Source organism: Saccharibacillus sp. WB 17 (assembly GCF_008634075.2).
GTDB lineage: Bacteria > Bacillota > Bacilli > Paenibacillales > Paenibacillaceae > Saccharibacillus > Saccharibacillus brassicae.
Window position 1 is genome coordinate 25,584 of sequence record NZ_VPFK02000014.1, and the last position, 20,639, is coordinate 46,222.

Here is a 20,639-nt window from a genome sequence, read left to right on the forward strand (position 1 = left end):
ACTTATTCTTTATATGTGCTAATTCAAAATAATGGATTCAAGAATTATAAGTACAAACATGTTGAAGGTAGCTTTCAATTTCATTTAGAGAATATTTATATTCAACAAATGAATTAGGGTAAATTGATATGACTAGCTCGCTAGTGAACTTATTACCTTTCTTTATTTCTTCTAAAAAACTATCTGCAATTATGTGAATAAGTTGTACTCTATTCAAACTGATTCTATTTCTACCACTTCCAATAATAGGTATGCATAAAGCTTCACGATGTCCATGCGAAGCAATGTATTCCCATAAGAATTTCAGTGCTTGTTTAAGATGGTCTTCATTAGGCATAGCAATTCCTTGATCATTTAATTGACTTGTAACAAGCAAGTATGCTTTCTCAATTTTTTTCGTTGGCGTTTTTAGTTCTAGTACAGTTCCTATGGGATAACTTTTAACTCTTTGATTTCTCACTGTCTTTTCAACAAAACTTTTGTTTAGAAGTTCCTGTTCTAATAGCCGAGTAAACTGAGAAGAGTTTTCAAAGATTTTATTTCTATATTGTAGTTGAATAGTTTTTTTAGATATATGTTCATGCGCAAAACAATCATTAACAGCTATTATAGGAATATGCTTTCTCATACTAAACATGTTTTTCACTTTAAGAACTACTTTAATATCCTTATCACCGACTTTGATCTTTCTAGTAAACCTAGGTCTAATATTTATAAGGGCCACTCCTGTTGCTATAATAAGGCAAACCCACCAAGGTGGAGGAGTCCATGGAACTACATGATTTTTTTTATAAAAATCAATAAAATCAATTATTAGCCAACATAAAGAAAACAAACTTATCCATGTTCGAAAAAATTTTAAGATGAGGTCTTTAGATAGCTCTGATGCATTTTTCAATAGAGAAAAGTATTTAATGATCCCCATATTCCCTCCGTCTTTGAGAAATTGATAAACTTTTTTTGTTTATAATCTAAAAATAAATAAAGAAACCATTACTCACAATATATGGTTAGTGCCAAACTGTCAATTCCTATTTATCTACCCTATTCCATTAGTACAAATAAGAAAAAAAGTAATAGTAAACCAATAATTTCAAAATCCAAAATACTCTCTAAACTTCTAACTCATCTAAATCGTTCGCCTTTCAAGAATTTTTTAAGCAAAATAAAAATATACTTAGTTCAGCAAGCAAGATCATATATCCGGCTTTTCACAACCGTGTGTAGCTTTCTTTGAGGCTAATTCCACTTAAAACTAAAACCAAGCAACCTTTAGAAAATCATTACATATTTTGTTATAAAAACAAAAAAGGTCCTGATCAGTGAATACCCTGAACGGACTCTTTTTGTTTTTTAATTTTACCAAAGCTCATTTTTCCAAAGCCAAAATCTTCGACTCCGACAATCCCGTCACCTGAACGATCGTATCCAAATCGAGATCAAATCGCAGCATATTTTGGGCGACTATCCTTGCGCCTTGCCGAAGACCTGCCTGCGTAGCCCAATCAAGCATGGAAGCTTCGTCGTGCAGAACCTTCTGGCGTACTTCGTACACCCGCCGCGCTTCGGCGTCCTGACTCAAACCTTGCAGCGTACTTGTCGCCTGGCCCAACTCCAATTCGTTCATTTTAGCACCTCCCCGTATTCGGTGCTTCTGTTTCACGGGACAGAGTATCCGGACGACTCGAATCATTCGAATGGCTGTATGTATGATACCAAATTTCGCCTCGATCATCCGCTCTTCAACGTATACGAAATCCCGGCGAGCCGAAACGTGTCGCCTTCGCGCAGCTCGTAGGCTTTGTACGGAATCAGTGTCTCTTCGTTCAACGTCGTACCGTTGCGCGAACCGATGTCTTTGATCGTGTACATGCCTTCGTACAGTTCCAGTTCCACGTGCGCACGGGAGATGCCGGCCGCGGTCTCTACATGCTGCGAGACGTCCGCCGCGCGTCCGATCGTAAAAGGGCCTGCGGGCAGCGGGATGCTTTGCGGAAGTATCCCGTTTTCGATACGTTCCAACCGGTAGCGGGGCCCCGGGTCGGCCGATGCCGACGCTCCGCCCCTGCCCGCCGGAGTGCGACCGCTGTCCAGTATGACGGTCGGCTGCGCAGCGGGTGTGCCGAGTACGCCGGTGCCGCAATCCGCATAAGACGGAGCCCCCGCCGCTTCCGGGACATCGCCTGACGAAGAACTCCCGGCATAACCCGGATGCAGAAAATCGGGAATGTTTCTTCCTTCGGCGGATTCCGTCCGCATGTCCCGATTCTGTGTATCCCGATTCTGCATGATGCGCTCTCCGGCTCCCGAACTGCCGTCGACTGCTTGTTCTCGCTGCCCGTAAAACGGTCGCGGTCCCGGGTTTCTTCCCGGTTCCTGCCACGCCGAAGCCAAAGCTTCCGCTTCTTCTTCCTCCTGGCGGCGCTCCGCCCTCCGGCCGCCGAATTTTACTTTGCCTGCCCAGCCCGCATAAGCGAACAGCAGCAGCGGCGGCGCAGCCACGACGCAGACCAGCAAACTGACTCGGCCCGGATGGTCCAGGTACAGAAGCTTCCAGAGCGCCGCAAGCAGCAGACCGGCGATCAGAGGCGCGATCAACCGGCCGCTGCTGCCGTTTTCCGAGCGTTTGCGTTCGGTTTCCGGACCTTGAAGCGCCGAATCCGACGGCAAGGAGCGGAACGATTCTCCCGAAAACGCGGCAGCCGGCTCGGCGTAAGACGCGGCGAGGTCGGGTGCAGCCAGAACTCCGGCCCTGCCTTCGCCGTGCTGCGGCCAAGCGGCCTGGCTCGCGGATCTGCCGGCATTGCCGCCTCCACCAGCCGCTTCGCTGCCGCCGGCCCGGAAAGAAGCTGGGTGCATGCTCGGTCCGTACGCTTCCAAATCGCCGGCAGGCGATTTGCCGCTTTCGGTCAGCAGGCCGATCAGCAAACTTTTGAGCGTTTGCAGCGAGAAAGAAGGCTGTTCGCACATCTGCAATACGTGCTGGATGCCGTTTCCCCGAAGATCGTCCACCGCGGTCATCCAACGTGCGGCCAGACTGCCGATGCGTTCCCGAATCGGTGCGGCTCCGGCAGACTCGTCCAGCGGAACATACGTCAGATATACGATCCCTTCGGCCAGCGGACCGTCTACGAACATATAGTCTTCCTTGAGCAAAAAACGGTGCGGGTTCAGCATATAGGTCATCCCGTATTCGAGCGCCGTAACGATTTGCAGCAGCAGCGCATAATATTCGACGAGAGTGATCTTTTCCGTTCGCAGGCAGGCCGACAGCATTCTTTTCCCGCCTATGTCGTAATGAAGTTCCGTGTCCGTATCCACTTCGCGCACATGCAGATCGAGCACATGCGGCACGCTGGAAGCGGCCAGCATCTTCACCTGTATCCGGTTCAGCGTACCCGCTTCCGGATTCAACTTGTTTTTGAGCACCATGTACGTCGTATCGCTCTGAATAAAATCGGTTACGAATTCGGCCATGTCCAACCCCCTTAATGCAAATAAAAGTATCCAACCAGCGCGCCGGGCAGCACCGCCCACATAAACGGAAACGTCAGATGGTTGACGCGATCCGCCGTCAGCGGACTCAGGCTGCGGAACACGAACAGTCCGGCCAAACTGCCGAAGATCCGCTTGATCCGCACCAGTCCTTCCCGCCGCCAGCACAACATGCCCAATCCGATGACTCCGGCGAACAAAATAGAATAAAGCAGCGTCTGGGCGGCGAACGCGAGGCCTGTCCAGGCTCCGATTCCCGCGAACAATTTGACGTCGCCCGCGCCAACGGCTCCGAGCAGGTACAACAGCAGCAAAGTCGCAAATCCGGCGGCGCAGCCTTGCAGCGCAAACAGCAGCCCGTCCGCTCCGTGCGAGATGCTGCGATATAACAGTCCGCTTAACACAAACAGCAGGTTCAGCCAATTGGGGATTTTGCGGGTGCGAACGTCCGTTATGAAAGCCGCAGCCAAAAAGCATCCGCAGCCCATATAGGCAGCCATGTCGTCGATCATGGAGTTCCTCTTTTCCGTTTGCTTCATTAGATTGGGATTTTAGATTGGGATTCGATTAGCGGACTTCGAACGAGGCTTCGGCCGCCGCTGCCCCTTCGGCTTCCACGATCAGCGTCCAATCGCCGGAAGTCGTATTGCCACCGACCAGCCAGGTCCAGGACAGATTGCCGGCGGCGTCGGCCGTCTGCTGCCCCAGATAGCGCGCTTTGCTGCTGCCGCTTTTGTACACGACTTTGATCGTCGCTCGCTGCCGCGGCTGCACGCGGGCCGTCACGGTCGCCTTTCGGCCCGGGTAAGCCGGATTCGGCACGGACGTGATGACCGCCGGCCTGCCGGATTGCGTGCCCGTACCTGCTGCGGCACCTGTGCCGGCCCCCGCCTGTTCGCCGGTATCTCCGATCCAGACCCGTTCTTCCGCTTTGACGCGGACCGACACGGGCTTTCCCGTAAAAGGCACTTGAAGCGGAAGTTCGTAAGTCAGTTCGACGCCGAAATAAGGCCGATTGCCAGCTCCTGTCGTCGGAACGCTGATCCCGATAACGTGCAGCCGGTCGTCTTCCAGCGGCCCGTTCGCGATCAGCGGACCGAGCAGCGGCTTGATCACCGGATCAAGCACGCTCGAAGCCACTTCGTCTTTGAGCGCCTGCAGCGGAAGGTCGCCGGTTGCGGCCGCTTCCGCGACCCATTTGCCGATCGGATCGGGCAGCGCGGATCCGTATGTCGCAGCCAATTCGGCAAACGAAATTTTGGAAAACCCCTGCAGCGCTTTGGATACCGGCTCTAACCGGCGCAGATTGTCCGCCGCCGTCTGGACCGGGTAGAGGTGGGTTGCGACCTGCTTGGCGGCTTCGGAAGCCGTCGTCTGCAGAACGGTCGAATACGCCGTCATCTGCACGATATAGACCAAAAAAACGAAAACAAGCAGAAACAGGGGCAGGACGAGCGAAGCTTCCACCACGATGCTGCCCCGTTCGCCGGCGAAGCGCCGGTTCTTGCCTGCAACCCGCTGCATAAGCCGCCTCCATCCTTCATCGTTCATTCTTCAATACGAGTAGTCTGCCTGCAGATCGACCGTGTACGCACCGCCTTCCCAGGCGCCTCCGCCGATCCGCAGCGTTCGCATGACGCCCGGCAGAAACCAGACCGGCATCGTGATTCCGGCATCCGCGGACAAATACGTATAGTGGTCGTCGGGATTGATTCCCGTATCGAGGCGGATGATCGCCAGCATACGGGAGAGGCGGCTTTCGCTCCCCGGATGAGCGAACAGAAACAGCCTCAAATGGTCTTTGTACGTCAGCTTGATCTTGAGCGTCTTGGCCAACTCCACGTAACCCTGCTCGGCCAGCATCGTCATATCGACCAGCGCCTGCGTAATTCCGTGCACGAGCGCCTTGGCAAAAACGACGAGCGGATTGCCGAACGCGAGCACCGCCGGATCGGCGAGTGCCTCCATCGTCCGAATCGCCAATCGCATAGCGAAAATTTCTCCGTACGCCGCCGCGAGGTTGCCACCGGGATGGCCGAAGCCGTACAGGATATACTCCAGCTCCTGATTTTCGACGCTGAGCAGATCTCCCGCTGCCGCTCCGTCGAACGGGGTGCCCGGCCGCGCCAAAGCCAACACTTTTGCATAATCGAAATGGGAAAAATGGTCCGACGCGTATTCGTTTTGCAGCAGCCGGTCTCCGGTCGCATCCAGCATACCGGCTATGCCGCCGAAGAAGCCGTCCATCCGTTCCATCGCGTATTTGCCGGCTGCCGCCGAGTCTTTTTCCGGACGGGCTGCGCTAACCGCTGCGGCGATGCCGCGGTTCAACTTCAGGTTTTCCCGGTAAAATCGTTCCAACCGCCGAAAATCGCTTTGATGGCCTACGGCTCGCGACAAAAACGCGATCTTTTCGTTCGCTTCCCTAAGCTTGCCGTTAGCCGTGCGTTCTTCCCGTTTGCGGAGTTCGTCGTCGGCTCGATGCGACTTGAATTCCGCTTCGATCTCGCGGATCACGCTTCCCCGGCCTCCGTAGCGATCGTGATAAGCGCCCGCTGCCCTGCCCGCCGCACGGACCAGACTCTTTAAGACATAGCCGTTCGTTCCCGCATCATCTAAAATCACATGCAGCGTCTCCCGCAGCGCCTCGACGTCTGTCCGCAGGCTTGAGAAATCACGTTCCTGACCTTCGATCCGCTGCCGCATGCCGACGAAAAACCGGTCCGGCAGCGGCAGTTCGCGCAGCTTCTGCCGGACCGAAGCGCCGCCGCCCGCAGGCCCGCCTGCCGCTCCCGGCATATCCGACCGCGTTACGGCATCGTAAGCGCCGTCTGCTCCCCGCCTGCCCGCAGCGGCGATAACCGCCTCCAGCTCGGCGTTGATCCGCTGGGCTTGAAGCAAATGTTCCGACGCTTCTCGCATATCGTTGACGTGCGACGCCAGAGCGCGCGTTACGGCAGCCTGCATCCGATCCGCGACGCGCCGCGAACCGGATTCGTAGGCGGCAATCTTCGACTGCCGCTGCAGCCGTTCGAACCATCCGGCGTCCGGTTCGCCGCTGCCACCGCTGCCGTCGCTGCCGTTGCTGCCGTTGCTCTCGGCCGGGGGCGTTTCGAACGCTGCGCTTTCTTGTTGCCTTTTGTAATCGCCATACTGCGCAGCCATATCCGCCGCCGAAAACACCCCGCCGCCAAGTGAAGCATCCGCCAGCTCGCGTACGCCGTTCGTACCGATTTGTTCGACCAATCCGTCCGTTTGGTGTCCGGCTGTTCGTTGAACGTTCAGCATGCGGTCGAGTTCGGCTTCCCGCCGGTCGTACAGCTGTTGGATTTGCGCCAGTATCTCCACCGTCCCCGACGCTTCTTTCATCGCTTGGGACATCGGCTTGAATCGTCCGACCACTTCGAGCGCAAAATTGACAGGCGCCTTGTATTTCATCTCTTCGTTGATTTGGGCCGCGAACACGTCGTAACCGCCGAGTTCCCGACTGAGTTCCACCGAAGAAGAGAAGCGCTTGGCATCCAGGATCGGCAGCACGTCCGTTCTGGCTTTGTACGCCAGGCTCCGATCGAGCACGCCCGACAGAATCATCGCCGGATCGGTATCGCCGTAGGCGAACAGTCCGTAAGTCCGCTGCAATTCCGGCACGTAAGCCGACATGACCGAACGCGTCGCCGCATGCAGCAGCCGCTCGCTTTTCGCTTTTAACGCCGACATGCGCGAATAGTCGATAAAAATCGCGACGAAAGCCAGCATGACCGCCAGAATCAGACTGAGAAAAATCGTGATCGAACCGTGTTCGTTGTGCCACAGACGAAGCGTACGAATCAGCCGCCGCCCCCTGCGAAATTTGCCCGATCGAAAAGCCACAGCTTCACCCCCGTGCCGGGATACGTCCACACACGCATATCCCGGCTTCCCTTTCTTTTACTTGGCTGCTTTTTTGCCCAACTGCGCTCCGGCGTTTGCCGGGGTCATGGCGACGGCAGCGCCGCCCTTCTCGTCATTCGGCACCGCTTGATCCGCACGAAATTTGCCCGCGTAATAGCGGACCAGTTCGATATTGCGAATGAATTCCACCGGTTCGACGACCGTCGAATACTGCGAGCCGCCCATACGGTCGCCGGCGATCGCCCGGATCGGAGCCAACCGGAGCGGCGTATACAGAACCGTGACGATCCGATGCAGCAGGCCGCGCCGGCTGGTCATCGTCCCGTCCATCCCTTTCGGAAGGCGTTCCGCGGCTTTGGCCATTTTGACGGCTCCAAGCGACGGACCCGCGCCTCCCGGCACCCGGATACTTTCTTCGCCCGATCCGCCGCCGAGTCCGCCGAACAGCGAAGCCAGCAGACGGTCTTCGGTCAGACGCCAATACAGCTCTTCGGTCCGGTCCGCGCCGAAACTTCCGGTCCGCGGGTCCTTATGCCGGTTGTTCCAACTGTATGCCGCCCGCTCCGACGTGATCGCCGACGCGTGAACGAGCACGGCGCTTTGATACAGATAGAGGCAGAGCATCAAGATGACGATGACGCAGAGTATCACGATCGGCATGACGACGGCGGACTCGACCGTAAAGCTCGCTACCTCGTCGCGCATGAACGATCCCGAACGTTTCGAACCCGGCCTTTTCAAGACCAAAATTTTCAGAACCAAACGTTTCAGACCTGACCGCTTCACGGCGTTCACTTGAAAAATTCTTGGCTTTTGGAAGTGACGCTTGCGAGCAGGTTGGTAACCAGAGTCGTGATCTGTTTTTTGAAAATCAGGGCGATGATCAGCGTAATTCCGATAATCAAAATGACTTCCAGCGTGCCCAGTCCGTCTTCTTCTCTCCATATCCGTTTGGCTTTGTTCCCGATAGCTTGCAGCATAAGTAGGCCTCCTCTTAATCGTTGAATGGTCTTACATTTGAATCAACATCATGGCCGGTCCTCCGACCATGAGCATGACGACGAACAAGATCAAAGCCATCGGAAAAACCATTTTCGACGAGGCTCGTTCTCCTTGAATACGGCCGAGCGCTTTGCGCTTTTCCCACAGCGTTCTCGACAAGTCTCTCAGCGCCAACGCAAATTCTCCGCCGCCGCGCTTGTGATTGAGCAGCACGGTCGTGACGAATACGGTAGCGTCCTGCACGCCGCAGCGTTTGCCGAACTGCTCGAACGCCTGATGAAAAGGATCTCCGCTGCGCCACTCGGCAACCATGCGGTCCAGTTCTTTGTACAGCGGGTGGTCGACGCCTTCTTTTTGCTGCGAGCAGCGGACGATCGCCTGCTGCACCGTCTCGCCCGCGCCGACCAACAGCACGATTTTGTTCAACATTTCCGGCAGTTCCAGCAAAACGGCTTCTTCCCGGCGCTTGACCTTCGACGCCAGGTCTTTGATCAGTGCGATCGGCAGCACGGCCGCAAGGCCGAGTCCGATCGCGAGCCAGGCGGCGGAGCCGTGATTGGCGATCGCCATGACGCATCCGAACGTCAGCATCAGCACGGCGTGCAGCAGCATATGCGCCAGAAACAGCATCGTTCTCTCCGTGCTGCTCCGCAGTCCTTCGCCGCGCTGCACGGAAGATTGAAGCCGATGGAAAAAAATCGGAAAGCGCGCGGCGAGCCGCATCCGCTCTACGAGCACCAGCATCGGCGCAAGCAGCCCCCGCATGCGGATGCCTTCCATCGGCAGCGCCGCAATTTTCCGGTGCGCGGGCTGCCGCTTCGCCAAGGCGAACAACAGCGCGCACGCGGCAGCGAGCAGCAGCAGTCCCGAACAAGCCATGACGAGCATGTCTTTCCTCCTCTCAGATCCGAATATTCATGATGCGCCGCATCAGCCAGGCGCTGAGGAACATCAGGCCCAAGCCGACGGTTGCCAAGATGACGCCTAGCAGCGAACCGTACAGCGGAGCCATAAATTCCGGCGCGGAAGCGTTGATGAACAAAATAAAGACGAACGGCGTCGCAAGCAAAATGTTCGACTCGAATTTTTTCTGCGCGATCATGACCGAGATATCCTGCTGGATATCCATCTTCTCCCCGATTACCGCCGACGTGCGCCGAATGACTTCGATCAGGTCGCCGCCCGTCCGCTTGCATGTCACGAAAACGTCGATAAAATGGTCGATGTCTTCGATCCGGGCCCGCCGGCCGAAGTCGAGCAGCGCCGATTCGATCGGTTCGCCGTATTCCAGCCGCGTCGCGATCACGTCCAGCTCCCGAATCATGTCGCTGCCGCCGCCCGGATACAGTAGCTCCAGATCTTTCGCGGCTTCGCGAAACGCGTTTTCGACCGAGCGGCCCGCGGCCATCGACGAAGACAGCGAGTACAGCGCCTGCTTGAAATGCAGCTTGAGCAGCGTACGCCTGCGTTCGATCTGCCGAACGCGCCACAGCGCGGGAGCTTTCAACGCAGGCAGCGCCAACAGCAGGGCCAGCAGCCATATCTGGTAGAACAGCATCCCGACCGCAAACAGCAGGCCGGCGGCCGCAGCCGTGCTGACGATGCGCTCGTAGCCGGCCAACGCATAAACCGTATAATCTTTCAATTTGTCCGCCGGAGACAAATTCTCCCGCTTCCGCTTGGTTACGCTGTCTGCGGAATCTGTTTTAATGGACGCCGATCTGCCCGCGGGACTTCTGCCTATGCCGTTTCGCCCTGTACGCGGCATCTCTCTTCACCCCCTCTCCGGCAGTCCGGCCAGCCGGCGCCAATCGGCCGCGCCCGCGTCCCGCAGCTTGTCCGTGCGCCGCATCGGCTCCGCGCTTCTGCGCAGGCATCCGACGATCCGCCCGTCGCGCTCGCCTTCTTCTTCGAAACGGAATAGATTCCGCAGCCTGACCGCCCCGTCTTCCATCCCCGACACTTCACTGATCTCCACCACCCGGCGCGAACGGTCCCGCAGCCGCGACAAATGAACGATCAGATCGATCGCCGACGAGATCTGCTGGCGCACCACGGCGACCGGCAGATCCGCGCCGCTCAGCACCATCGTTTCCAACCGGCTGAGCATGTCCTGCGCGCTGTTGCTATGCCCCGTCGACAAGCTGCCCGAGTGCCCGGTGTTCATCGCCTGCAGCATGTCCAACGCCTCCGCGCCGCGCACTTCGCCGACGACGATCCGGTTGGGCCGCATTCGCAGCGAAGACCGGATCAGGTCGCGGATCGAAATCTCGCCTTTGCCTTCCATGTTGGCGTTCCGGGTCTCCAGCGACACGAGGTTGGGCACCGTCACGATCTGAAGCTCCGCAGAATCCTCGATCGTAATGACCCGTTCGTCGGGCGGGATGTACTGCGACAGCGCATTGAGAAAAGTCGTCTTGCCCGAACCCGTTCCTCCGCTAATAAAAAGGTTATAGCGGCTGCGCACGAGATGCTTCAGCAGAAGCGCGGCGTCTTCGTCCAACGCTCCGCGCCGAACGAGATCGTCCATCGTCATCGGGCGTTCCGGAAATTTGCGGATCGTCACCGTCGGACCTTTGAGCGCGATCGGCGGCAGCACGACGTTGACCCGCGACCCGTCCTTCAACCTAGCGTCGACGATCGGGGAAGACTCGTTGACGATCCGGTTGACGCCGGACACGATGCTCTGCACGAGATCTTCCAGCTTCTCCTGCGATTCGAAACGCTGCGGAACGCGAACGACTTCCCCGGCGCGTTCGATAAAAATTTCCGTGTGTCCGTTGATCATGATCTCCGTCACGCTTTTGTCGTCGACCAGCGGCTGCAAAATGTCCAGGCCGCGAAACGAATCGTAGACCCGGCGCACGAGCGTCCGCTTCTCGCCGGACGTCATCGCGGCAGCACGCGAATCGGACAGCACTTTGCGTTCGATCCGCCGCATCAGCTCGCCGTCGTCCGCGGACTGCGTGACATCGAGCGAAGAGCGGACTTCGGCCCGCATGACGCGAAACAACTCTTCCCGCGCCGCTTCTTCGGCGGCTTCCGGCTTTATGACACGCCTCCGGTCGCCGCTGCGGCCGCATACGGGGCGGAAGCCGGCGGACGGCGGCTTCCGCCCAGCCCGAGCTGCCCGCACAGTGCCAAGATGTCCCGCTGGAAGATCGGGGAGCCGAGCAGCACGTCTTCCCTGGATAACGCTTTCCAAGACGGAATATACGACAGGAAGGCCAGCGGACGCAGGTCCGGACGCGGCAGGACATTGTCCAACCGGCCGCCGCAGCGGTTGACCGCGAATACGCTTCTGCCGATCAGATCGTAGAACTCCGCAGGCTGCCGGGCTTCCCGATACTTCATCCACCCCGCCGTCCGGCGCAGATGCAGCAGATCGTCGGCCAGCAGCCACAGCACCCGATCCGCCCGCCGCAGCAGCGCCCGGCATCGGTCGTGATCTTCCGTATCCGTATCGGCCACGATCACGTCGCACGCCCCGCACGTCGCCAGGTAATCGAGCAGTCCCGCCGTATCGGCTTCGCTCATCTGCAGCAGTTCGTCCGGACGCTCCAGCGGCGGAAAAGACAGACTCTTGAGCTTCTCCTGAAAAGGCGCATGGCGCGACAGCGGAGAGCGGCACGCCTCGCCGTTCTCACGGGCCGTTCTCAGCTCGTACAATAGCCCGGGCAGTCCGCTTTCGCTGCCGGCTCCCCGGAATGACGCCGCGCTGTCCCACGTCTCCAGATTGAGGTAAAATACGCGTAGTCCCCGGCCGCCGAGCTGCTTGGCCAGATTCAGCGCGACCGCCGTCTTGCCGACTCCGCCCGCGGCCGAATGCACGGCGATGACCTGCGCTCCGGCTTGCGAGGCGCTTCCCGCCGCCTGCGCCGTTCCGGCCAGCTCCAACACCGCCGTCAGCAGCCGGTTCAGCGGCTGGAAAGCGTGCAGCACCGGCCCTCCCAGCGCCGCGCTGTCGGCTTCTCCGCTGCCCAACCCCAACACCGCCCACGGCACGCCCCGGCTGCTGTCCCCCTGCAGCCACGGCGCCAGAAACGCCGGTTCGCCCAGCACGAAGTCCGGGCGGTCCAACGCCATTGCGGACAGAAAAGCGTCAAGTTTCGAAAAAGCCCGCACGCTGACGCGTTTGGCGAATTCCCCGGTGCGTGCATACAGCAGAAACGGTTCGATATACCGTTCGTCCGCGGCGGCCAACGTAATCCGCACATTCCGCATCGATTTCATCTCCTCCTTGTCCAGCAAACACAAAAAAAGCACCGCTCGCAGACGGGCCTGAATCGGCCAATCCGGAGCGGTGCTTCCGCCGTGTTCCTGTTATTTGTCCTCACAATAGCATAGCGCGATCAAGCAGGCAAGACCTATTTTGCGCTTTCATATTTACGCCTGCCCCGCTCCCGTATCCAGAAACCGTTTGCGTACGCTGGGCGGCGGAATCGGGCACGTATCGTCTTTGCCGAACCAGCGGTAGCGGTTGCGGGCGATATAGCGGTAGACGGCGTTGCGCAGCGGGCGCGGCACGACGATCAGCGCGTACAGCAGCGGCCACGGAAAACGCAGGCGGCGCGCGATGCGCAGAGCGGCGGCGGAGCGCACGTATCTGCGTCCGTTTTCGATCAGGACGAGCGTGTTCGGTTCGCCGGAGTCTTCGAAGCCGGTTCCGCCGGCCAGTTCCTTGCCGAGGTCCGATTGCAGCGAAGCGAATTCAAAAGTGCCTTTCGGATCGCGGGCCACGATAAATCGCACCGCTCCCTGGCAAAAATGGCAAACGCCGTCGATCAGTACGATATGCGGTTCATCTGTCCGTACGGCCGATTTCTCGGCCGTTTTACTGTCGGGGTTCCAGGTAGTCACACTGCTCAAGATGATCGCCTCCAGTCCAAAATGAATGCTTTTCCTTCAGGGTGTCTTATGAATTGTTTAACCGTCTGCGCCGCGTTGAACCGCTTTTGATCCAATCCGGCGTTCGGCGCCGAAGATCGGTTCCTATCAAAAACAGCGGACGCACGGGGGTTATCCCGTACGTCCGCTGTCCGATTACGCGAGCAGTTGTTCAATTCTTCCGTCACGCAGCTGCGCGTCGAGTTCGCCCTTGAACTTCTCGAAGCAGTTGCAGATATAGTCCTTGCGGCAGATCGGGCATGGGGTCTTGAGCAGGCGGCTGATATGAGTCAGCTTCCACTCCGGATAACGATTATAGAAGACGCGGCACATTGTGCCGTCTTCCAGATGCACGACGTACTCGTACAATCCGTCCTTGTCGTTGCTTCCGGCCTTATCTACATTTACCACAGTCGGTCTGTAAGCCATATTCGTATCACCCGTTATTCTTAGTCTCGTCATAGGATGCAATCTTCACCCACGGCGCGTGCTTATATAGCTTAATGAATTTCACCCTTCGTGTCAACCGCACGTCCGGCGCGACTTTGACGAAAAAAAGCCGGAAAGACCCGCTCGCGGGACACTTTCCGGCTTCCGTTTCCGTTCGGACTTAGACGACGCTCAGTTCCACGTCCATGTTGCCGCGGGTCGCTTTGGAGTACGGGCAGAACGCATGCGCTTTTTCTACCAGATCTTTGGCTTTGTCGGGATCGAGTCCCGGAATGCGCACTTCCAGCTTGCCCGCAAGCTTGAATCCGCCGTCCGTCTCGTCTTTGCCGATATGGATATGGCACGTCACTTCGGTATCGGGAATATCGAGCTTTTCTTTGCGGGCGATGTTGGCCAGAGCGCTCTCGAAGCAGGCGCTGTAGCCGGCCGCGAACAGTTCTTCCGGGTTGGTGCCGGTGCCTCCGCCGCCTCCGAGCCCTTTCGGTACGGACAGCTGCAAATTCAGCGCTCCGTCCTCCGATTCGACGATTCCGCTTCTTCCGCCTCTGCGGGCCGTTGCTTTTGCCGTATATAAAGATTCCATAATATCGTCACTCCTTCTGTTCGTGTGAAATTTTAAAAGCATGCACTGTCTGTCAAACTATCTAATTTATAAAGCAAACAGAGACGAATGAAACGAAAGCGAATTGCAAAACTCAATTAAGTTGTTTACAATCAAAAAGAGAGTAATCATTTTAAGAGGAGGAATTCAATATGTCCGTATATGAATACGAAGCCCGCACGTCCAAGGGGGACGAAGTCAAGCTGTCCGATTACGCAGGAAAAGTGGTGCTCGTCGTCAACACCGCCAGCAAATGTGGATTTACGCCGCAATTCCAGGGCTTGCAGGATCTGTACGACAAATACCACGACCGCGGCCTGGAGATTCTCGGCTTCCCAAGCAACCAGTTCAAGGAACAGGACCCCGGCACCAACGAGGAAATCGCGGAGTTTTGCCAAGTGAACTACGGCGTCAAATTCCCGATCTTCGAAAAAGTGGACGTCAAAGGCGAAAACGCGCATCCCCTGTTCCAATATTTGAGCGACGAAGCGCCGGGTCTGATGGGTTCCAAATCGGTCAAATGGAACTTCACCAAATTCCTGATCGACAAAGAAGGCCGCCCGGTCAAACGTTTTGCTCCGCAAACGGCACCGGACCAGTTGGAGAAAGACATCGAAAAACTGCTCGGCTGAGTCGGGTCACCCCAAGCCAGAGTTCACAAGCCCTCGCGAACGCGCAGGGCTTTTCTGTGCATCGGCGGATCACGGAAAAATAAAAAAGCCTGCAAACCCCGAAAACGGGATCTGCAGGCTTCTTCGGTATGCGGTAGAGAGGACTCGAACCTCCACGGGTATACACCCACTACCCCCTCAAGATAGCGTGTCTGCCATTCCACCACTACCGCACGTCAAAGAGAGAATCAACTTCTATATCGTACCTAATTTCAAGCATACAGTCAACCACTTTTTCAAAAAAACTGAAAACCGATAAAAGATTTTAATTCGCGCACTTCTAAATGTTATATTATATAACTTAATGAGTCATTTAATTGAACTATTTTCCGGAAAATCGATCTTACTTCTTCATTTTTCTTGACCAAATACCGATATTCATGTAAAAATAAACAGCATAACGAACGAAAAACCTTTTCATATCCTAAAACCTAACATTTATATAACGCACAGAAATTCATCCACTTATCCCTTTAAGGAGGCGCAGCATCATGCACAGCGGACACAAGCTTCTCAGTTACATGACCCTGCTCGAAACGTCGTCCCCGTCGCCCGTCGGCTGCATTAAAGAGGATATGAACGGCAATCGCCTGAGCGGCGTCGAAGCTTTTGAAGAAGTGATGCGGTCGTATATCCATCCCCGATTGACGCATATCGAAGGACGCGCGATTGAAGATCTGTACGGCGCTTTCGCCCGCGGCGATTTCGAGACGGCGTTCCGCATCGACCGGAGCCTGCGCACCAAAACCTGTCCGAACGAAATCGATACCGAGATGCGCCGCTCCGGACGCAAAGTGCTGAAGCTGTCGAAATCGCTCTACCCGTGGATAAATTTCGCGCCGTTCGCGGAAGCGCTCCAGACCGGCCAAGCGTTCGGCTGCCTCCCGCTCTGCTATGCCTGGATCAATTTCAATCTGGAGATCGAACCCGAACAAGCGGTGACGGCTTATCTGTACCACCATACGACCTTGTACGTCGACCATTGCGCCCGCTTGTTGAGCCTGGACGACGTGACCCGGCGCAAACTGCTGATGCGAATGATCGACGACGCATCGGAGCGCTGGTCGCGCGCACGGACGACGACGGAGCCCGCTTTCATGTCCGCCGACGTTTACGGAACGCCTATCCAAAAAACGCTTTGAAGCTTATGCTTCAAAGCGTTTTTTCGTGCCGGGGCCGAAACGGATTTCCCCCTCCGTCCTCCCCGGCTCCCGCTAGTCTTCCCGATCCCGCGATTCCCCGCTGTCCGCCTCGCGGCTTCTCCGGTACGCGGCAAAAGCCATGTATTCGCGCATGAACGCTTTCTCTTCTTCGGTCAGTTCGTCCAGCTGGCAATCCGATTGCCCCAAACTTTCAAAAAAATAACGGCCGCCCGTTTCTTTGACTTCTTCGGGCTGCCATTCTTTGCCCGTCATCAGCCAATCCAGGCTTACCGAAAAATAGGCGGCGATCTCGATCAGTTTGTGCGTGCTCGGCGTGGATTTGCCTCTGCGCCAATCGCCCAAATTGCCCGCACTGATATTGAGGCGTTCGCCGAACGCCTTTTTGGTCATGCCGCTGCTCTTGATCAACTGCTCGATTCGTTCGTAGATCGACTGCAAACTGACGCCCTCCTCACGACCGCTTTTCGCTCATAATTACGCATTTGCGTATATTACCATTGAACGTTCACGTCTTTGCGTATATAATACGTTTTATGGTAAATGATCCCTTGTCCGTCTCTAATCGATTATAATTCATCCGTTTGCACATGAACAGGAGGAGCGATACGTTGCAGAGAAAAAAACCGATCACCCCGTTCGGTTGGGAAATCAAACGGCGTCTGGCGGAGCTCGAAATGGACCAGAAATCTTTTTGCGAGCTGTACGATATTCCGCCTTCCCGCCTGTCGAACCTGATCAACGGCAGCCGCAAAGCGGCCAAATACCGTAAACGGGTCTCCGAACTGCTGGACTTGTCCGCTTCTCCGACACCTTGTCAGACCCGACGCCCCGAGAGCGACTCTTTCCGCCCTTCGCAGACCGGCAGCGCAGGGAGGTTCGGCCGATGACGCCTTCCGCTTCGGACGATGCCCCAACGCCGCCCGTCCCCAGTCCGACTGCACCCTGGATCGTCATCTGTGCCCACTGCAGCCAAATCCGCCGTCCGGACGGCTGGCGGATTCCCGCGTTCGGCGAATGCAACGGCGCCGTGCTGACGCACGACATTTGCCCGGATTGCATCCGCGCGCTGTATCCCCAATACGCCTCCGTGGCGGACCGGCTTCATCGGGACGGCATGCTGCCGAATCCCTACGCACACAAAAAAGCGCAGACTCCGTAAGGAGTCTGCGCTTTTGTCGTATGCGGTAGAGAGGACTCGAACCTCCACGGGTATACACCCACTACCCCCTCAAGATAGCGTGTCTGCCATTCCACCACTACCGCATATTCAAACCGTTCGTCTTGCGAACGTTCATCACCATTTCTGTTAGAGGAGTAAAAAGAAATGGTGAGCCATGAAGGACTCGAACCTTCGACACCCTGATTAAAAGTCAGGTGCTCTACCAACTGAGCTAATGGCTCAAAGTGACCCGTAGGGGATTCGAACCCCTGTTACCTCCGTGAAAGGGAGGTGTCTTAACCCCTTGACCAACGGGCCTTATTGTCCTGCCGGCTCAGTGTTTCTCAACTGGGCACAAGTAAGAGTATAGCAAATGCAGCAGATAGATTGCAAGCTTTTTTTGAAAATATTTTTAAAAAGTTATTTGGGGTGCTTTTTTCGAAAAAGAGGCGTTCCTGAAAACAAAAAGAGGCACCTTCTCAGGTCCCTCATTCGATCAAGTGTATGAGTTGCTTGTGAGTAAAAAATATGGCGGAGAGAGAGGGATTCGAACCCTCGCACCGCTAACGCAGTCTAACCCCTTAGCAGAGGGTCCCCTTATAGCCACTTGGGTATCTCTCCATAAAAATGGCTCCCCGAACAGGACTCGAACCTGTGACAACTCGATTAACAGTCGAGTGCTCTACCAACTGAGCTATCAGGGAACATTGGCTAACGTTTCAACAAGATATAATTTAGCATGCCAGGATTTTTTCGTCAACCCCTTTTTCGTTTCTTTTTGCATCTGCCGCGTAAAATAAAAAAGAACCCTCGTCACCTCCGGTGAAGTTCGGGTTCTGGTAAGGGTCTTTGTGCTTGAGACGGCCGATCGCCTCCCGCTTCGTTTTCGTTTTGCGCGTTCTCAGATCCGCAAGCGCAAACGGGCTTCTCATCGTCGTCGTGTCCAGCTTGCCTTCCCTGATCCGCTTGTCGCGGATTTTTCTTGCTGCCGATTTGGCCATAGGATCGATCTCCCCGTTTCTGGAAAATGTGGCTGCCCGAATCCCGGGAGCTTTTTCCATTATACCCGATCAATCGATCTTCCGCACGTCGTCCGCGTTCAATTCTTCGAGCCGCAGATTGCCTGCGCAGCGCCCGCAGCGGTAGCGCGAGACGTCCATGCGGCGTTTGCGCTTGTATTCCATGCCGCAGTCCGCGCAGACCAACCTGTATTTGAACGGCAGTGTGCGCCTGGTTGGGTCCGGCAGCGCCTGACAGTACCGGCTCCCTCCTACCCGGGCCAGCAGGCGCTTGAAATCGGCGTCCCGGTGGCGGTAGCCGCGTCCGGCGATGTGCAGGTGATAATGGCACAATTCATGCTTGATGATCCCTTCCACCGCTTCTGCGCCGTGCGCCGCCAACTGCCTCGGATTGATATCGATATCGTGCGAACGCAGCGCGTAGCGCCCTCCGGTCGAACGCAGCCTTGCATTGAAAAAAGCCCGATGCCGGAACGGCACGCCGAAGTGTTCCAGCGATAGGCGTTCGATCCATTTCTGCAGCTCGGCGTCCGTCATCGCCTGCCCGCTTTGCATGCGGCATTCCCCCTTTCTTCGCGTTGGTTCGTTTCTTGAATTTTACCTTGCGGGTGGACTACACTGTCAAGGTAAGGTTCGGCCTGTCGGCCGCCGATTCGCTAAAAAGAATATTTTATGTCTGGAGGCAACCATCCATGCAATCCACGCAACTGCCAAGACGCCGGCCCGAAGAAGTCGGCATCGATCCGCGCGGCATCCTCTCTTTCCTCGATGCCGTCGCCGAAGACCGCTTTGACCTGCGCAGCTTCATGCTGCTTCGCCGCGGCTCCGTCGCCGCCGAAGGCTGGTGGGCGCCGCACGCGCCGGAAGACCGCCACGCGCTGTATTCGGTCAGCAAAAGCTTCACGTCGACCGCGATCGGCCTTGCGGTCGAAGAAGGACGGCTTGCCGTCGACGACAAAGTCGCCGACCTGCTGCCGGAGCTGCTGCCCGAAGATCCGCATCCCAACCTGCTCAAGATGACCGTGCACGACCTGCTCGTCATGGGCACGGGTCAGTCGAAAGATCCGCTGGAACGCGTTCGCCCGGTGCCGGAAGCCGATTGGGCCCGCGCCTTTTTGGCGGCGGACGTCGAACACGCACCCGGCAGCGTTTTTGCTTACAGCAGCGGCGCGACGTACATGCTGTCGGTCATCCTGCAAAAGCTGACGGGAGAAAAAGTCGTCGATTATCTGGAACCGCGTCTGTTCGCGCCGCTCGGCATCGCAAACAAAACGTGGCAGGAAAGTCCGCAGGGCGTTACGACCGGCGGCTGGGGCCTCAAGCTGTCCAGCGAAGACCTGTCGAAGTTCGGCCAGCTCTATCTGCAAAAAGGACAATGGAACGGACAGCGCCTGATCGCCGAAGACTGGATACGACTGGCGACGTCGAAACGTATCGAGAACGGCGACAACCAGGGCGGCGACTGGACGCGCGGCTACGGCTACCAGTTCTGGGTATGCCGGCACGGCGCTTATCGCGCCGACGGAGCGTTCGGACAGTTCTGCCTCGTGCTGCCGGAGCAGGATGCCGTTATCGTATTGACGTCCGCGATCTCGCGGACGCAGGAGCTGCTGGAAGCGGTCTGGACGCATCTGCTGCCGGCGATGCAGGAGGCGCCTTCGGCGCCGGGCGCGGCGGGCGACGAAGCCGCGGAGCGGCTGCGGAAGCTCGCCTACGCGCCGGAGCCGGCGGGCGAAGCGCCGGCGGACGAGCCCTGGTCCGGCCGGACGTACCGGCTGGACGGGGAACTGGACGGCGGCCTGAAGCTTGCGGCCGTCCGCCTGACGGCGGAGCGCGAAGACTCGCTCCGGCTGGAGCTGTGGGAAGCCGGCGAAGCCCCGGCCCCGGGCGAACGCCCCGCGATCGCGCTGCTCTGCGGCGCGGGCGAATGGCGCAAGACCGAAACGCCGGTTCCGGCCGGCCGTTCTTCGAGCTTCCCGCCGGATCTCGGTCCGGCCCACGGCTGGTTCGCCCGCCGCGGCGACGGTTCGCTGCGGATCACCGTTCGGTTCTCGGAAGAACCGATCATTCTGGATCTGACGGCCTCGTTCGGGGCCGACCGGCTGGAACTGTCCGTGCACGGCAATGCCGAGTTCGGGCAGAAGGAACAAAAGCTGCTCGGCATAGCCGAAAAAGACGACGAACGCGCTTGAGCCCCTAAAGCCCCGTAAATATCGCTTGGCCTATCGTTTGGCAAACAGTTAGAAAAATCGCTGGAAAAATCGAAGCTTGAACGCGCCGAAAAGCGTCCCGGATGTAACT

Annotated in this window: 23 protein-coding genes and 6 tRNA genes; 5 read left to right on the forward strand and 24 right to left on the reverse strand. The window is 56.8% G+C overall.

Features of this window, described 5'->3' with window-relative positions:
* Nucleotides 1-37 precede the first annotated feature (37 nt).
* The 15 genes from FTE24_RS06025 to FTE24_RS06095 form a co-directional block, all read right to left on the reverse strand.
* On the reverse strand, nt 38-925 hold the full coding sequence (locus FTE24_RS06025; RefSeq protein WP_150231587.1) for a macro domain-containing protein: 888 nt from the start codon (nt 923-925) through the stop codon (nt 38-40).
* Between the two features lie 444 nt (nt 926-1,369).
* Complete coding sequence (locus FTE24_RS06030; RefSeq protein WP_150231589.1) at nt 1,370-1,627, reverse strand: hypothetical protein; 258 nt, start codon at nt 1,625-1,627, stop codon at nt 1,370-1,372.
* Between the two features lie 104 nt (nt 1,628-1,731).
* Nucleotides 1,732-3,477 carry a DUF6382 domain-containing protein gene (locus tag FTE24_RS06035; RefSeq protein WP_150231592.1) on the reverse strand — a complete coding sequence of 582 codons (1,746 nt, stop codon included), beginning with the start codon at nt 3,475-3,477 and terminating at the stop codon, nt 1,732-1,734.
* 11 nt (nt 3,478-3,488) lie between these two features.
* Nucleotides 3,489-4,007: an A24 family peptidase gene (locus FTE24_RS06040; RefSeq protein ID WP_415663169.1), complete on the reverse strand. Its 519-nt coding sequence runs from the start codon at nt 4,005-4,007 to the stop codon at nt 3,489-3,491.
* Nucleotides 4,008-4,062: 55 nt separating this feature from the next.
* On the reverse strand, nt 4,063-5,019 hold the full coding sequence (locus tag FTE24_RS06045) for a TadE/TadG family type IV pilus assembly protein (protein ID WP_150231593.1): 957 nt from the start codon (nt 5,017-5,019) through the stop codon (nt 4,063-4,065).
* Between the two features lie 30 nt (nt 5,020-5,049).
* Nucleotides 5,050-7,365 (reverse strand): hypothetical protein, encoded by a 2,316-nt coding sequence (locus tag FTE24_RS06050; RefSeq protein WP_150231595.1) that lies wholly within the window; start codon nt 7,363-7,365, stop codon nt 5,050-5,052.
* 57 nt (nt 7,366-7,422) lie between these two features.
* A complete protein-coding gene (locus tag FTE24_RS06055; protein ID WP_150231597.1) occupies nt 7,423-8,091 on the reverse strand; it encodes a TadE family protein in 669 nt (222 codons plus the stop codon).
* Between the two features lie 86 nt (nt 8,092-8,177).
* The gene (locus FTE24_RS06060) at nt 8,178-8,366 is read right to left on the reverse strand and encodes a Flp1 family type IVb pilin (protein WP_141448931.1); all 189 of its coding nucleotides are present in this window, start codon (nt 8,364-8,366) and stop codon (nt 8,178-8,180) included.
* Nucleotides 8,367-8,397: 31 nt separating this feature from the next.
* Nucleotides 8,398-9,276, reverse strand: a complete 879-nt coding sequence (locus FTE24_RS06065; protein ID WP_150231598.1) for a type II secretion system F family protein — start codon at nt 9,274-9,276, stop codon at nt 8,398-8,400.
* Between the two features lie 13 nt (nt 9,277-9,289).
* Nucleotides 9,290-10,033, reverse strand: a complete 744-nt coding sequence (locus FTE24_RS06070; protein WP_237401666.1) for a type II secretion system F family protein — start codon at nt 10,031-10,033, stop codon at nt 9,290-9,292.
* A 129-nt stretch (nt 10,034-10,162) separates the two neighbouring features.
* On the reverse strand, nt 10,163-11,389 hold the full coding sequence (locus tag FTE24_RS06075) for a CpaF family protein (RefSeq protein WP_150231603.1): 1,227 nt from the start codon (nt 11,387-11,389) through the stop codon (nt 10,163-10,165).
* A 47-nt stretch (nt 11,390-11,436) separates the two neighbouring features.
* Nucleotides 11,437-12,612: a hypothetical protein gene (locus tag FTE24_RS06080; RefSeq protein ID WP_150231605.1), complete on the reverse strand. Its 1,176-nt coding sequence runs from the start codon at nt 12,610-12,612 to the stop codon at nt 11,437-11,439.
* Nucleotides 12,613-12,774: 162 nt separating this feature from the next.
* Nucleotides 12,775-13,248 carry a thiol-disulfide oxidoreductase DCC family protein gene (locus tag FTE24_RS06085; RefSeq protein ID WP_415663178.1) on the reverse strand — a complete coding sequence of 158 codons (474 nt, stop codon included), beginning with the start codon at nt 13,246-13,248 and terminating at the stop codon, nt 12,775-12,777.
* Between the two features lie 183 nt (nt 13,249-13,431).
* Complete coding sequence (locus FTE24_RS06090; protein WP_141448927.1) at nt 13,432-13,704, reverse strand: hypothetical protein; 273 nt, start codon at nt 13,702-13,704, stop codon at nt 13,432-13,434.
* A 181-nt stretch (nt 13,705-13,885) separates the two neighbouring features.
* A complete protein-coding gene (locus FTE24_RS06095; RefSeq protein WP_141448926.1) occupies nt 13,886-14,308 on the reverse strand; it encodes an organic hydroperoxide resistance protein in 423 nt (140 codons plus the stop codon).
* Nucleotides 14,309-14,478: 170 nt separating this feature from the next.
* Between FTE24_RS06095 and FTE24_RS06100 the strand changes: the two genes are divergently transcribed.
* The gene (locus FTE24_RS06100) at nt 14,479-14,958 is read left to right on the forward strand and encodes a glutathione peroxidase (protein WP_141448925.1); all 480 of its coding nucleotides are present in this window, start codon (nt 14,479-14,481) and stop codon (nt 14,956-14,958) included.
* A gap of 129 nt (nt 14,959-15,087) precedes the next feature.
* Here the strand turns inward: FTE24_RS06100 and FTE24_RS06105 are convergent.
* Nucleotides 15,088-15,170 (reverse strand) — tRNA-Leu (locus FTE24_RS06105).
* 318 nt (nt 15,171-15,488) lie between these two features.
* Here FTE24_RS06105 and FTE24_RS06110 point away from each other — a divergent pair.
* Nucleotides 15,489-16,139, forward strand: a complete 651-nt coding sequence (locus tag FTE24_RS06110; protein ID WP_150231607.1) for an urease accessory protein UreF — start codon at nt 15,489-15,491, stop codon at nt 16,137-16,139.
* A 72-nt stretch (nt 16,140-16,211) separates the two neighbouring features.
* Here FTE24_RS06110 and FTE24_RS06115 read toward each other — a convergent pair whose 3' ends face one another.
* Entirely contained in the window at nt 16,212-16,598 is a 387-nt protein-coding gene (locus FTE24_RS06115; protein WP_150231609.1) for a helix-turn-helix domain-containing protein, read from the reverse strand.
* 170 nt (nt 16,599-16,768) lie between these two features.
* Between FTE24_RS06115 and FTE24_RS06120 the strand changes: the two genes are divergently transcribed.
* Nucleotides 16,769-17,047 carry a hypothetical protein gene (locus tag FTE24_RS06120; protein ID WP_237401667.1) on the forward strand — a complete coding sequence of 93 codons (279 nt, stop codon included), beginning with the start codon at nt 16,769-16,771 and terminating at the stop codon, nt 17,045-17,047.
* On the forward strand, nt 17,044-17,319 hold the full coding sequence (locus tag FTE24_RS06125; RefSeq protein ID WP_141448922.1) for a hypothetical protein: 276 nt from the start codon (nt 17,044-17,046) through the stop codon (nt 17,317-17,319). The genes FTE24_RS06120 and FTE24_RS06125 overlap by 4 nt, the downstream gene beginning before the upstream one ends.
* A gap of 21 nt (nt 17,320-17,340) precedes the next feature.
* Here the strand turns inward: FTE24_RS06125 and FTE24_RS06130 are convergent.
* The 7 genes from FTE24_RS06130 to FTE24_RS06160 form a co-directional block, all read right to left on the reverse strand.
* Nucleotides 17,341-17,423: transfer RNA gene (locus FTE24_RS06130), tRNA-Leu, on the reverse strand.
* 62 nt (nt 17,424-17,485) lie between these two features.
* Nucleotides 17,486-17,561, reverse strand: a tRNA-Lys gene (locus FTE24_RS06135).
* 4 nt (nt 17,562-17,565) lie between these two features.
* A tRNA-Glu gene (locus tag FTE24_RS06140) sits at nt 17,566-17,637 on the reverse strand.
* 211 nt (nt 17,638-17,848) lie between these two features.
* Nucleotides 17,849-17,940, reverse strand: a tRNA-Ser gene (locus FTE24_RS06145).
* 7 nt (nt 17,941-17,947) lie between these two features.
* A tRNA-Asn gene (locus tag FTE24_RS06150) sits at nt 17,948-18,023 on the reverse strand.
* Nucleotides 18,024-18,053: 30 nt separating this feature from the next.
* Entirely contained in the window at nt 18,054-18,320 is a 267-nt protein-coding gene (locus FTE24_RS06155) for a hypothetical protein (RefSeq protein WP_150231611.1), read from the reverse strand.
* 69 nt (nt 18,321-18,389) lie between these two features.
* Entirely contained in the window at nt 18,390-18,875 is a 486-nt protein-coding gene (locus FTE24_RS06160) for a SprT family protein (protein WP_170315160.1), read from the reverse strand.
* A gap of 155 nt (nt 18,876-19,030) precedes the next feature.
* Here FTE24_RS06160 and FTE24_RS06165 point away from each other — a divergent pair, with 155 nt between their 5' ends.
* A complete protein-coding gene (locus FTE24_RS06165) occupies nt 19,031-20,530 on the forward strand; it encodes a serine hydrolase domain-containing protein (protein ID WP_150231613.1) in 1,500 nt (499 codons plus the stop codon).
* Nucleotides 20,531-20,639 lie beyond the last annotated feature (109 nt).

Bases quoted from the DNA above. Each gene is read 5' to 3' on its own strand.
- FTE24_RS06025 (WP_150231587.1), bottom strand. From the start codon at position 925: ATGGGGATCATTAAATACTTTTCTCTATTGAAAAATGCATCAGAGCTA.
- FTE24_RS06030 (WP_150231589.1), bottom strand. From the start codon at position 1,627: ATGAACGAATTGGAGTTGGGCCAGGCGACAAGTACGCTGCAAGGTTTG.
- FTE24_RS06035 (WP_150231592.1), bottom strand. From the start codon at position 3,477: ATGGCCGAATTCGTAACCGATTTTATTCAGAGCGATACGACGTACATG.
- FTE24_RS06040 (WP_415663169.1), bottom strand. From the start codon at position 4,007: ATGATCGACGACATGGCTGCCTATATGGGCTGCGGATGCTTTTTGGCT.
- FTE24_RS06045 (WP_150231593.1), bottom strand. From the start codon at position 5,019: ATGCAGCGGGTTGCAGGCAAGAACCGGCGCTTCGCCGGCGAACGGGGC.
- FTE24_RS06055 (WP_150231597.1), bottom strand. From the start codon at position 8,091: ATGCGCGACGAGGTAGCGAGCTTTACGGTCGAGTCCGCCGTCGTCATG.
- FTE24_RS06060 (WP_141448931.1), bottom strand. From the start codon at position 8,366: ATGCTGCAAGCTATCGGGAACAAAGCCAAACGGATATGGAGAGAAGAA.
- FTE24_RS06065 (WP_150231598.1), bottom strand. From the start codon at position 9,276: ATGCTCGTCATGGCTTGTTCGGGACTGCTGCTGCTCGCTGCCGCGTGC.
- FTE24_RS06075 (WP_150231603.1), bottom strand. From the start codon at position 11,389: ATGCGGGCCGAAGTCCGCTCTTCGCTCGATGTCACGCAGTCCGCGGAC.
- FTE24_RS06080 (WP_150231605.1), bottom strand. From the start codon at position 12,612: ATGCGGAATGTGCGGATTACGTTGGCCGCCGCGGACGAACGGTATATC.
- FTE24_RS06090 (WP_141448927.1), bottom strand. From the start codon at position 13,704: ATGGCTTACAGACCGACTGTGGTAAATGTAGATAAGGCCGGAAGCAAC.
- FTE24_RS06095 (WP_141448926.1), bottom strand. From the start codon at position 14,308: ATGGAATCTTTATATACGGCAAAAGCAACGGCCCGCAGAGGCGGAAGA.
- FTE24_RS06100 (WP_141448925.1), top strand. From the start codon at position 14,479: ATGTCCGTATATGAATACGAAGCCCGCACGTCCAAGGGGGACGAAGTC.
- FTE24_RS06110 (WP_150231607.1), top strand. From the start codon at position 15,489: ATGCACAGCGGACACAAGCTTCTCAGTTACATGACCCTGCTCGAAACG.
- FTE24_RS06125 (WP_141448922.1), top strand. From the start codon at position 17,044: ATGACGCCTTCCGCTTCGGACGATGCCCCAACGCCGCCCGTCCCCAGT.
- FTE24_RS06155 (WP_150231611.1), bottom strand. From the start codon at position 18,320: ATGGCCAAATCGGCAGCAAGAAAAATCCGCGACAAGCGGATCAGGGAA.
- FTE24_RS06160 (WP_170315160.1), bottom strand. From the start codon at position 18,875: ATGACGGACGCCGAGCTGCAGAAATGGATCGAACGCCTATCGCTGGAA.
- FTE24_RS06165 (WP_150231613.1), top strand. From the start codon at position 19,031: ATGCAATCCACGCAACTGCCAAGACGCCGGCCCGAAGAAGTCGGCATC.